At 61.9% G+C, this 12,172-nt stretch carries 9 protein-coding genes and 1 tRNA gene; 2 read left to right on the forward strand and 8 right to left on the reverse strand.

Annotation, left to right across the window (positions count from 1 at the left end; translation table 11 throughout):
• Positions 1-20: 20 nt before the first annotated feature.
• Positions 21-794 carry an ABC transporter substrate-binding protein gene (locus D3242_RS13300; RefSeq protein ID WP_064984667.1) on the forward strand — a complete coding sequence of 258 codons (774 nt, stop codon included), beginning with the start codon at positions 21-23 and terminating at the stop codon, positions 792-794.
• A 180-nt stretch (positions 795-974) separates the two neighbouring features.
• Here the strand turns inward: D3242_RS13300 and araD1 are convergent, their stop codons facing one another.
• The 4 genes from araD1 to chvE form a co-directional block, all read right to left on the reverse strand.
• Positions 975-1,970 carry an AraD1 family protein gene (gene araD1, locus D3242_RS13305; protein ID WP_064984740.1) on the reverse strand — a complete coding sequence of 332 codons (996 nt, stop codon included), beginning with the start codon at positions 1,968-1,970 and terminating at the stop codon, positions 975-977.
• A gap of 290 nt (positions 1,971-2,260) precedes the next feature.
• On the reverse strand, positions 2,261-3,547 hold the full coding sequence (gene mmsB / locus D3242_RS13310) for a multiple monosaccharide ABC transporter permease (protein ID WP_019863148.1): 1,287 nt from the start codon (positions 3,545-3,547) through the stop codon (positions 2,261-2,263).
• The gene (gene mmsA / locus D3242_RS13315) at positions 3,544-5,076 is read right to left on the reverse strand and encodes a multiple monosaccharide ABC transporter ATP-binding protein (RefSeq protein WP_038644461.1); all 1,533 of its coding nucleotides are present in this window, start codon (positions 5,074-5,076) and stop codon (positions 3,544-3,546) included. The genes mmsB and mmsA overlap by 4 nt, the downstream gene beginning before the upstream one ends.
• Positions 5,077-5,237: 161 nt before the next feature.
• Complete coding sequence (chvE, locus tag D3242_RS13320; protein ID WP_010913404.1) at positions 5,238-6,308, reverse strand: multiple monosaccharide ABC transporter substrate-binding protein; 1,071 nt, start codon at positions 6,306-6,308, stop codon at positions 5,238-5,240.
• A gap of 313 nt (positions 6,309-6,621) precedes the next feature.
• Between chvE and D3242_RS13325 the strand changes: the two genes are divergently transcribed.
• Entirely contained in the window at positions 6,622-7,611 is a 990-nt protein-coding gene (locus D3242_RS13325) for a LysR family transcriptional regulator (RefSeq protein ID WP_038652073.1), read from the forward strand.
• An 84-nt stretch (positions 7,612-7,695) separates the two neighbouring features.
• On the opposite strand, the gene D3242_RS33485 is transcribed toward D3242_RS13325, so the two are convergent.
• From D3242_RS33485 to D3242_RS13345, 4 genes are all read right to left on the reverse strand, one after another.
• Entirely contained in the window at positions 7,696-8,145 is a 450-nt protein-coding gene (locus D3242_RS33485; RefSeq protein WP_064984669.1) for a hypothetical protein, read from the reverse strand.
• A 139-nt stretch (positions 8,146-8,284) separates the two neighbouring features.
• Positions 8,285-8,358 (reverse strand) — tRNA-Gly (locus tag D3242_RS13335).
• Between the two features lie 97 nt (positions 8,359-8,455).
• Positions 8,456-10,342: an acyltransferase family protein gene (locus D3242_RS13340; protein WP_019863152.1), complete on the reverse strand. Its 1,887-nt coding sequence runs from the start codon at positions 10,340-10,342 to the stop codon at positions 8,456-8,458.
• 214 nt (positions 10,343-10,556) lie between these two features.
• Positions 10,557-12,050, reverse strand: a complete 1,494-nt coding sequence (locus D3242_RS13345) for a hypothetical protein (protein WP_064984671.1) — start codon at positions 12,048-12,050, stop codon at positions 10,557-10,559.
• Positions 12,051-12,172: the final 122 nt, after the last annotated feature.

The raw sequence follows: 12,172 nt of genomic DNA on the forward strand, positions 1-12,172 counted from the left end.
GCGCTCAAGGGGACAAGAAAATGCAGATCTCGAAACGGATACTGTCGGCGGCAGGCGCCGCCCTGTTGGCGATGGCCGCCGGCTCTCTGTCGGCGCAGGCTGCCGAGAAACTGAAGATCGGCACCGAGGGCGCCTATCCGCCGTTCAACACCATCACCTCGGACGGCAAGGTTGTCGGTTTCGACATCGACATCGCCAATGCGCTGTGTGCTCAGATGAAGGTCGAGTGCGAGATCGTCACCCAGGACTGGGACGGCATCATCCCCGCCCTGCAGGCCAAGAAGTTCGACGCCATCATCGCCTCGATGAGCATCACCGAAGAGCGCAAGAAGCAGGTCGCCTTCACCAACAAATACTACACCACCCCGCTCGCGCTGGTGGCGCCGAAGGACAGCGATCTGACGTCGGCCGACCCGGCGGCCCTGGCCGGCAAGACGGTGGGCGCCCAGGCTTCGACCACGCAGGCCGACTATGCCCAGAACACCTATGGCAAGGCAGGTGCCGAGGCAAAGCTCTACCCAACCCAGGAAGAAGCGATCACCGACCTGACCAACGGCCGGCTTGATGCCGTGATCTCGGACAAGTTCGTCCTGGTGGACTGGCTGAAGAAGGCAAGCGACGGCTGCTGCAAGCTGGTCGGCGACGTCAAGGGCACGGAAACGCAAGCCGGCATCGCCGTGCGCCTCGACGACACCGCCTTGCGCGACAAGCTCAACACGGCCATCGACGCGATCGTCGCCGACGGCACCTACAAGAAGATCCAGGCCAAGTATTTCGACTTCGATATTTATTGAGACGTCGAAGCTGCCTCTTCCTTCTCCCCTTGTGGGAGAAGGTGGCCTCGCGAAGCGAGGTCGGATGAGGGGTGTTCCAGGGAACGCCAACGCCTCACTTCGCTGGAACACCCCTCATCCGTCTCGGCGCTGCGCGCCGATCCACCTTCTCCCACAAGGGGAGAAGGAAGGGGCGCTATCTCAAAGCGCCTTCACCGCCACCTTCACCGGCTTTTCGATCTCGAGCGGGTTGCGCAGTGGCAGGCCGAAATCACCGGCTTCGATCTCGAACACATCGCCGGCCTCGGTCTTGACGCCGTCGGCGAAGGACAGTGTCGCGGTGCCGAACATATGCACGTGCACGTCGCCCGGCTGGCGGAACGCCGAATATTTGAAGTGATGGTGTTCGAGATTGGCGATGGTGTGCGACATGTTCGCCTCGCCCGACAGGAACGGCTTTTCCCAAAGCGTCTTACCATCGCGCACGATGCGCGAGGTGCCGCGGATGTCGGAAGGCAGGTCGCCGATCAGGATCTCAGGTCCGAACGAGGCATTGCGCAGCTTGGAATGGGCGAGAAAGAGATAGTTTACCCGCTCAGTCACGTGGTCGGAAAATTCGTTCGACAGCGTGAAGCCGACGCGGAAGGGCGCGCCGTCATCGCCGATGACATAGATGCCGGCGATTTCGGGTTCCTCGCCGGCGTCCTTGGCGAAGGCCGGTGACAGGAGTGCGGCTCCCGGCGCCACGGCCATCGTGCCGTTGCCCTTGTAGAACCATTCCGGCTGCACGCCGACCTGGCCCTTGGCGGGCTTGCCGCCCTCCAGACCCATGCGGAACATCTTCATGGAATCGGTGAGCTGCTCCTCGCCATCGGCGCTGCTGAGCTTCTTGTGCATGGAATCGCGCGTCGCCGCCGAGCCGAGATGCGTCAGGCCGGTGCCGGTGAGATGCAGATGCGCCGGATCGGGGTGATTGATCGGCGACAACAGCCGCCCTTTCTTGTAGGCGGCATCGAGATCGACCGCCTCGCCGAGCCCCTTGCGCTCGATCAGGGTGGCTAGGCCGACGCCGGTGCGGGCTGCCTCCATCGCCAGCGAATAGACGCTGCGGGCGCCGTTGATGATCCGGGTCTTGCCGCCATTGCGGGCAACGACGCGGATGGTCTCGGCGTCATCGAGAATCTGCGAGATCAGCATGATCAATCCTCTCTCATGTGCCTTGGCATGGCTGCCGCTGCGGCAAACCTTCCCAAGCGCGGCTGGGACGTCGCCCATGCCACGGGTGAAATTGTCCGTTCGGATTGCGCTCGCGGGGCCTGGTTCCTTGAGGGAACTTCTTCGCGCCGGCTGGTTGCCGGCAGCGCCGCGATGTGACCCGTATGCCTTCCTCGTTGCCTCGCCGGAGCGGTTCGGCCCGCTCCTGGTATTTTTGTTTCTGCGCAATTCCTGTGGGAAAACCGCGATGCGCTTTCCTGGAACTGCCCCTTTCAGGCCTTGTTCTTGTTGTAGACGTCGAAGATCACGGCGCCGAGCAGCACCAGGCCTTTGACGACCTGCTGCCAGTCGACATTGACACCCATGATCGACATGCCGTTGTTCATCACGCCCATGATGAAGCCACCGACCACGGCGCCGATGACCTGGCCGACGCCGCCCATCGCCGAGGCGCCGCCGATGAAGACGGCGGCGATGACGTCGAGCTCTGAGCCCAGACCGGCCGCCGGCACTGCCTGGCCAAGGCGAGCCGCGATGATCAGGCCGCCCAGCGCCGACAGCACGCCCATATTGATGAACACCAGCAGCGTCAGCCGCTCGGTGTTGATGCCCGACAGCTGCGCCGCCTTGGGATTGCCGCCCATGGCGTAGATGCGGCGGCCGATGGTCATGCGCTTGGTGACGAAGACGAACAGCGAGATCAGCACGCCCATGACGAGCAGCACCACCGGCAGGCCCCTGTAGCTGGCGAACTCATAGACCAGGAACAGCGCCAGCGCGCTGGCGACCAGCGTCTTGACGACGAACAGGGGGAAGGGCTCGGCTTCATAGCCGTGGCGCTCGCGCTTGCGTCGTGTCCTCACCCCGAAATAGGCATAGGCCACCACGGCGATCAGGCCGAGCACGATCGTCGTCATGTGCAGTGTCAGGCCGCTGCCCACGATGGTCTTGCCGGCGGCGTTCACCGTGGGCGGGATCAGCGTCAGCGGGCCGATAACGTCCGGGATGAAGCCCGAGCTCAGCGCCTTGAAGCCGTCCGGAAGTGGGCCTACCGACGAGCCGCCGCCCAGCAGCGCCTGGCAGATGCCGCGGAAGATCAGCATGCCGGCCAGCGTCACGATGAAGCTCGGTATCCGGTGATAGGCGATCCAATAGCCTTGCGCCGCACCGATCAGGCCGCCCACGACCAGGCAGACGATTGAAACCACCAGCGGATTGCTGAGCGGTCCGAGCTGCCAGATGACCATCATGTTTGCCGCCAGCGCGCCGATGAAACCGGCGACCGAGCCGACGCTGAGGTCGATATAGCCAGAAACGATGACCAGCAGCATGCCCAGCGCCATCACGATGATGAACGAGTTCTGCTGCACCAGATTGCTGAGGTTGACCGGCTTGAACAGCGTTCCCGACGTGGTGAACTGGAAGAACAGCATGATGACGATCAGCGCGATGATGAGACCGTATTCGCGCAGGTTCGTCGTCAGCGCCGAGACGGCAATGCGTGGACGCTGGTCCTCGGCGATGTTGCCCTGTGGGGCGGGGGCGCTGTCGGTGCTCATGCTGCTTTTCCTTCTCCCCGAACGATGGCGCGCATTATTTTTTCCTGACTTGCGTCCGCCGCGGGCATTTCGCCGACGATGCGGCCTTCGTTCATGACGTAGATGCGGTCGGTGATGCCGAGCAATTCCGGCATTTCCGACGAGATGACCACGATCGCCTTACCCTCCGAGGCAAGACGCGCGATGATCGTATAGATTTCATACTTGGCGCCGACATCGATGCCGCGTGTCGGCTCGTCGAGGATCAGCAATTCCGGGTCGGCGAACAGCCATTTCGACAGCACCACCTTCTGCTGGTTGCCGCCGGAAAGATTGCCCGTCATCTGATAGACGCTCGAAGCGCGGATATTGGTCTTCTTGCGATAATCGTTGGCAACGGCGAGTTCGCGCAGATCGTCGATCACGCTGTGACGCGACACGCCGCCGAGATTGGCAAGCGTGATGTTGTGCTTGATATGGTCGATCAGGTTGAGACCGTAAGTCTTGCGGTCCTCGGTCACGTAGGCGATGCCGTGTTCGACCGCCTTGCTCACGGATGAGACATCGATCGGCTTGCCTTTGAGCAGCACCTCGCCCGTGATGCGGCGGCCATAGGAACGGCCGAACAGGCTCATGGCGAATTCGGTGCGACCGGCGCCCATCAGCCCGGCTATGCCGACCACCTCGCCCTTGCGCACATTGATGTCGATGCCCTTGATCACCTGCCGTTCGGCATGGATCGGGTGATAGACCGACCAGTTCTTCACTTCGAAGACGACCTCGCCGATCTTTGGTTCGCGCGGCGGATAGCGGTCGTCGAGCGAGCGGCCGACCATCGAGGTGATGATACGGTCTTCCGAGATATCCTTCTTGGCCAGCGTCTCGATGGTGCGCCCGTCGCGGATGACGGTAACCTTGTCGGCGACCCGGTTCACTTCGTTGAGTTTGTGCGAGATCAGGATCGAGGTCATGCCTTGCCGCTTGAACTCGAGCAAAAGGTCGAGCAGCGCCTGGCTGTCCTTCTCGCTGAGCGATGCGGTGGGCTCGTCGAGGATCAGGAGCTTGACTTCCTTGCTCAGCGCCTTGGCGATCTCGACCAACTGCTGCTTGCCGACGCCGATATTGGTGATCAGCGTCTTGGGGTCCTCCTTGAGGCCCACCTTCTTCAACAGCGCGCTGGTGCGCGCCTCGTTGGCATCCCAGTCGATCACGCCGTATTTGGCGTGTTCGTTGCCGAGGAAAATGTTTTCGGCAATCGACAGCATCGGCACCAGCGCAAGCTCCTGGTGGATGATGACGATGCCCTTGTGTTCGCTGTCATGGATGCCTTTGAACTGGCATTCCTGGCCTTGAAAGATGATCTGGCCGTCATATGTGCCCGCGGGATAGACGCCCGACAGCACTTTCATCAGCGTCGACTTGCCGGCGCCGTTCTCGCCGACCACGGCGTGGATTTCGCCTTCCTCGACGCTGAGGTTGACATTCGACAGCGCCTTCACGCCGGGAAACGTCTTGGTGATGTCGCGCATCTCCAAAATCGTCGAGGTCATAAGGGCAAGCTCCCAGACTTTCTTGTTTTTACGCAATTCCCAGGGGATGGCGCTACGCACTTTTCCTGGAATTGCTCTAGGCCGGCAGAAACAATACCGGGGTCGCTTGTGAACGAAAAGGGGCCCTGCGTCGCGCAGGACCCCAGATTTTATAACCGAGATTACTTCAGGTCTTCGGCCTTGATGTAGCCGGAGTCGACGACCAGCTTCTGGTAGTTCGACTTGTCGACCTCATGCGGCGTCAGCAGGATCGAGGGAACCACCTTGACGTCGTTGTTGTAGGTCTTGGTGTCGAGGCCGTCAGGCTTGCCGCCCGACAGCACCTTGTCGACCAGTTCGACAGTCGACTTGGCCAGTTCGCGGGTGTCCTTGAACACGGTCGAATACTGCTCGCCCGAGATGATCAGCTTGACCGAGGCGGTCTCGGCGTCCTGACCGGTCACAACAGGCCAGGGCTGGGCGGCCGTGCCGTAGCCCACGGCGCGCAGCGAGGCGGTGATGCCGCGCGACAGGCCGTCATAGGGCGACAGAACGCCATCGACGCGGCTGCCGTCCGAGTAGTTGGCCGAGAGCAGGTTGTCCATGCGCGCCTGGGCGGTGGCGGCGAGCCAGCGCAGCGTGCCGACCTTGTCCATGCCCATCTGACCGGACTTGATCTTGATCGAGCCGTCGTCGATCAGCGGCTGCAGGACGGAAATCGCACCATTGTAGAAGAAGAAGGCATTGTTGTCGTCGGGCGAGCCGCCGAACAGTTCGACGTTCCACGGCTTGGTGTTCGGGAAGCGCTCCTTGAGACCCTTCACCAGCGAATTCGCCTGGATCACGCCGACGCCGAAATTGTCGAAGGTGGTGTAATAGTCGACATTGGCGGTCTTCTTGATCAGGCGGTCATAGGCGACAACGACGACGCCCGCGTCAGCGGCCTTCTGCAGCGCGTCCGACAGGGTGGTGCCGTCGATCGAGGCGATGATCAGCGCCTTCGGGCCCTTGGTGATTTCGTTTTCCAGCTGGCTGAGCTGGTTGGGGATGTCGTCCTGCGCATACTGCAGGTCGACAGTGTAGCCGAGTGCCTCGAGCTGGGACTTGACGGCGTCGCCGTCATTGATCCAGCGCTGCGAAGTCTTGGTCGGCATCAGCACGCCGACGAGACCCTTGTCGGCCGCGTGCGCCGAATAGGTCATGGCAGCGATGCCAAGAGCCGCGACTGCGGCCAGTGTCTTGATGATTTTCACGTAACTCTCCCTGGTTGATGGACGCAGCACCCCGGGGGTCGCGGGCCGCGCAATCGTGCAGAAGCGCCAAGGCACTGCTGCCGTCATATCGATCTCCGGTATCCTCCCATGGCCCCGAGCCGCTGATTTCAATCGATACGATTTTATCGTTGGCGACCGTTGCGTCTCGGAACACGGTGACGTTGCCGCCCTTTTGCCATAACTGTCAAATGCGATCTTTGATGGTTGCTATACCGCAAGTGGTATATGTTATGACGCGTGACGGGGTTGCTGGCAAATGCCGGCGGGCCGCGAGCGGAGGCAGGAAAAAACCATGGCGGCGTTACGGAATCCGGCTGCGGGTTCAAATAGCTACAACGAGACTCCGGGCGATGGCGAAACCCTGCTGCGCAGCGGCCTCAGCCTGCGTCATATGCGCATGATCGTCGCGCTCGACGATCATGGCCGGGTGAGCGCGGCTGCGCAGGTCATGAACATTTCGCAGCCGGCGGCATCGCGCATGATTGCCGAGATGGAGGCGGTGCTCGAGGTCAAGCTGTGCGAGAGGCTGCCGCGCGGCATCACGCTGACGCCCTACGGCAAGGCCTTGGCCAGGCGTGCGCGTTCGATCCTGCTGGAGATGCGCGAGGTCGACCGCGAGATTTCCGAACTCAAGGCGGGCAAGGGCGGTTCCGTGTTTCTCGGTGCCGTGACGGCGCCGGCGATCGAACTGGCGGTGCCGGCGATCCGCGAAATCCGCCGCATCTATCCACGCATCGAGATCACGATGCAGGTCGAGACCTCGAATGTGCTGGCGCGCGAACTGATCGCCTCACGCCATGATTTCATCATTGCGCGCATCCCTGACGATCTCAATCCGCGGCTGTTCGAATCGCGTGTCATCGGTGTCGAGAAAGCCTGCCTGATCGTGCGTCGGGGCCACCCGCTGACCAGGGGCAGCGTGGTGCGGCTGGAAGACACTGCCGCCTATGACTGGGTCTTCCAGTCGGGCGGCTCGCCTTTGCGTCAGGCGATGGAGAGCAATTTCCTCAACCGCAACATCGCGCTACCGGACCGGATCCTCAACACCAGTTCGCTGCTCCTGACGCTGGTCATGGTCGCGCAGTCCGACGCCATCGCGCCGGTCTCGGTGCAGGTGGCGAAATTCATCCAGAACCCCGACGGGCTCGCCGGCGCCATCGATGTCGTCCAGACTGAATTCGACATCGAGGTCAGGCCCTACAGCCTGATCACGGTCAGGAATCGCGCGCTGTCGCCGGCCGCCAAGATGCTTCACGACTTCATCCTGCGCGAAGTGGGGTGATGGAACAAGAAGTGCAGTCGCGCGTTCAGCCAAATCGGCGTGCTCGCTGGAGCCCGTTTTGGGCGAGGGAACGAGGTGCCGATGTCAACAACTCGGGAGGTTTTGATGGAACGTCGGTTGTTTCTCACTGGAATGCTGGGCGTTGCTGGGGCCGTAGCGTTTGCGGGTGTAGTCGGACCCGGCCGCGCGGTTGCCGGTATTCCTCAGGGCAACGGAATTCTCGATGAACTGGACAAGCCGGATCCGGCTGTCTTCGAAGGCGATGACGACCTCGAAGTGGAAAAGGTCTCTCACCGTCGTTGGCATCATCGCTACTACGGAGATCGCCATTACGGAGAGAGGCGGCGGCGCCGCGGCTGGAGACGGGTTTGCCGTCGTTACTGGCGCCATGGACGCCGTCATGTGCGTTGCTGGCGCGAGCGGGTGTGGCTCCGCGTCTGGCTGTGACGAACCGTTGACGAAAAGGCCGGCCACCGCGACGTGGCCGGTGTCGTCGCCACGCGGCTGTGCGGGTAAGGTGGCGCCGCGAAACATCGACAACCTCGCCCGGCTTTCTCAAGAAGCAGATGCGCATTGGCTGGGGATAGGTACGCGTGACCAATTCGTGCCGGCTCAGCCATTTCGGCAGGTTCCGGCACCGATCAAATCAGCAGCAAAATCCGGGGCGGCAAACTGGAGCGGGTAGCGGGAATCGAACCCGCGCGTTCAGCTTGGGAAGCTGACAGGCTACCATTACATCATACCCGCGCGTGCTCTCGTTACCATGAGGTTCGGCCTTCGGGCAATCGCAAAGCGGTTCCTCGAACAAACGCTCTTTCGCCTCCCTCGGCGCTGGCCGCGATTCCTATTTTGCCTTGGCGACCTTGTTGCTGGCGGCAAAGCTTGGCCAGTATTTCGAGATGGCGAGCGTCGCGCCGGCGGACGAGAAATGACCGTAGTCGAAGTAGAGGAACTGCCGGGTGCCGGCGTCGGCATAGGAGCAGCCTGCTGGGTCGCACAGATAGGCCAACGGGTCGATGAAAGTTGCCCCTTTGACGAATGGCAACACCTGCTTGTTGATGTCCGGATCCATGGCCATCGGCCAGGATGTGTTCGCGGCGTGCTCCCGTTTTGCGAAGAACGCGATTTTCTGGACGTCGGCGATGAACTCCGGAGACTGGCCGATGACGTAGACCTTGACGCCCATGTCGCGCAGCCGGTCCACCGTCTTCTGCAGGCCGTCAAAGCCCCTTGCCTGGTAGTCGGTCCATCTGCCGCTCAGGATCACCGCCTGGATGTTGGCATCGCGGATGATCGACAGCGCCCGTTCGTTGAAGCGCGTGCAGGCCGGCCGAGCATAGGAGAAGTAGCTCAGATTGGGCGGGCAGCCGGCATAGGTGTACTGGACGACGTTGGCCTGGATCTTCTGTGCATTGGCCTCCAGCCCCGATACGTAGTGCGCGGCGAAGGAATCGCCCCACAGCAGCACATTGGTGGCAAAGCCATGCGTCCGCGTGCAGTCGGCGAGGTTCCAGTTCTCGATCCGGCTCCCGCCCTCGTTGAAACAGACGCCGTTGCGCCAGTCACCCACCAGGACCCGTTCCGTCGAGAAATCGGGGAACCGCTGCGGAAAACCCTTGCCCAGCGCACCAGCCAAGCCGACGACGCACAACAGGGCGATCGCCGTCGCCGAGAACGCGAAGATGGGCAGGGGGGCAGTGAAGGCCCGCTTCTGGCGGAAGGGCTGCTCGACATATTTCCACGAGAACGTCGCCAGCGCGACGCTGGCCACGATCATCGCCATGATCGTCGGCACGCCGATGGCCTTGAGCGAGAGATAATGGACGAACGAATTGATCGGCCAGTGAACGAGGTAGAGCGAATAGGAGATAAGGCCGATCCACACCAGCGGTGTGAGCCGCAGCACCTGCGTGGCGACAGGGACCGGCCTGTCCGCATGGGGCTGGCCAGCATAGATGAGCAGCGCCGTTCCGATGCAGGGAAACAGGGCATTGTAGCCCGGAAACGGATCGCTTTCCGAAATCGTCAGGAAGCCGAAGGCGATCAGGCCAAAACCGGCCAGCCCGATCAGTTCAGTCAGCGGACGACTGGCAAGCGCCGGCGGCTTTCTCAGCATCAGCATGGCGCCCAGCGCCAGTTCCCAGATGCGCGTCGGCAAGAGGTAGAAGCCGGCGGTCGGCGCCAGCGTGGTTGCCATGACCGCCAGGGCAAAACTGCCTATGGCAATCGGCAGCAATATCGTCAGCCAGCGCTTCGAGGCGTATCGGTAGATCAGATATACGAGGACCGGCGCGAAGATATAATACTGCTCCTCGACCGAAAGCGACCATGTGTGCAAAAGCGGCCGCAGTTCCGCGTCGATGGAAAAATAGTTGGTCGTTTTCCAGAAATAGATGTTCGACCAGAAGGTCGAGGCCGCGATCACGCTGAGGCTGTACTCATGGAGATCCGACGGCAGGAGGATGAACCAGGCGGCGATACTGGCGAGCAGGATGACGAAGGTCAGCGCCGGCAGGATGCGCCGCGCGCGGCGCCAGTAAAAGCGGCCGATCGAGAACTGGCCGCGCTCGAGATCGTCGAGCAGGCTGCCGCTGATCAGATAGCCCGATATGACGAAGAAGATATCGACACCGGTGAAGCCGCCGGGAATGGCCGATACGCCGAAATGGAAGAGCACGACGGGCAGCACCGCAACGGCCCGCAGGCCATCAATATCGCGCCTGTAGTTCATTCGGCGGGTCCGTACGCCGTGGTCCTTGGCAGCCGTGCGGCAGAACCTGACATGCTCCTCATGCGGCGATGTCCCCGTCGTTCGAAAAATCGTGGCTCGTGGGCTTTACGGACTGTGCTCTGCAACACAAGTTTGCTGCACTGCAACATCCATGTCAAGGCGGACGCCAGACCTTCGAACGCTGACGAAACCGGTTTCGTCCGGACGCTGTAAGTCAGGCGCCGGGGGGCAGGTAGATCACGGCGTCGTCGTCCGCATAGGCTCGCTTCCAGCCCAACTCCGCGAAGAAGGGGATGCGGGTATCGTCTGATGTAAGGAGTGCCCAGCCGATGGCGTATTTCTTCAGTTGGGCCTCGAGCAGTGGTTTTCCGTCGCTGTGTCCCGTCGCGTCCTCGGCTTTCGTGAAGCCGCCGAGGAACAACTGGTCCGTCCTGCCGTCGACATAGGTCTTGATGTCGTGGAAAATCAGCGTGCCGCCGAAATTATAGGAATTCAGCACGTTGCCGGAAAGCTGGTGATCCCGTGCGTATGCGAGGGCGCCGCTGGCCGCCGTCTTCGGGCTCGGCGCAACCTGGTAGGCACTGCCGAGGATGACGACCGCACCGACCAGCAGGACAGCGATTGCGCCGCAGATCGCGTAAAACTGGCTGGCGAAGAGTTTTTCCAGTCCGTCACGCTTTTCCGCCAGCCAGGTCGTGGTCGAGACTGTGGGGTATTGCCGGGCCACCTCGACCGCGATCACCAGGGGGATCAGCAGGAAGGGCAGATATACAAACCGCAGATGGGCGAGATAGACATGCAAGGCGAAGACGATGAACACCGCCTTGGCCCAGCCGATCCGCAGCCTCGATACTAAAAGTCCGAAAAGCGCCAACAGCATCACCGCTTCCTGGAAGACCTGCTCCTGCGCGTTGAACGCCCGCCACTCCAGGATGAGTGGCACCGCCTCGTTGCCATAGGCCACCGTGAACGTCGCCAGGATGGCTTTCATCCCATAGGGATGCATCAGGCTGACCAGCGGACAGAGCAGGCCGAAAGCAACCCATTTTGCCAGGAGGGCGGGTTTCGACAAGCCCGAGCGCGCCAGGAGATCGAGCCCGGCAAAGGCAGCAATGACGAAGCTAAGGGTGAACGTGGCATGAAGGTTGGCCCACAAGACCACAAGCACGAGCAGCCACAAAGGCGGGGCTCTCTCTTCCTGCGCGGCGCGAAACAGCATTGCCGTCCAGACGACGATGATCGGCAAGGTGAAGACGTGTGGACGAGCCGTATAGATCGGGGCGATCAGCAAAGCCGCGGCGAAGGCCAGCGCTATCGCCAGTGTCGGCTTCAGCCATGCGCTGAGGAACCATCCCATCAGGAAGACCGTCAAGCTGACCGTGGCGATGATCAGTGTGACGACGCCATTCCAGCCGCCGGCACGGTAGGCGAGGGCCAGAAAGACCTGCCCCAGCCATTCCTTGGCGATCCAGGGCTGACCGGCGAACGTATAGGAATAGGGGTCGACGACGGGAAACGTCCGGTTGTCCAGAAAGTCCAGCCCGACCTTCACTTGCCACCAACTGTCGGGATCCTGAAGCATCGCGCTGGCAGAGGTGGCAAGCCAATAGGCGACCAGGCAGGCGCAGAGAAGGCAAAGTATCAGCCTGCTGCGTTGCGCGTCCCCGAGCGATGGCGTCGCCGTCGCGATTGCAGCGGCCTGGTTCATGTCACGGCTCCAGGTGACGGTGTCGCCTTCGCGATTGCGATGAGGCCTGCATACATGACGGCGCCAAAGCGCAGCATCCGCGAGACGTCAAACGGAAGAGCCGACCGCATCCTGCCCATGCC

The organism is Mesorhizobium jarvisii, assembly GCF_003601985.1.
Classification (GTDB): domain Bacteria; phylum Pseudomonadota; class Alphaproteobacteria; order Rhizobiales; family Rhizobiaceae; genus Mesorhizobium; species Mesorhizobium jarvisii.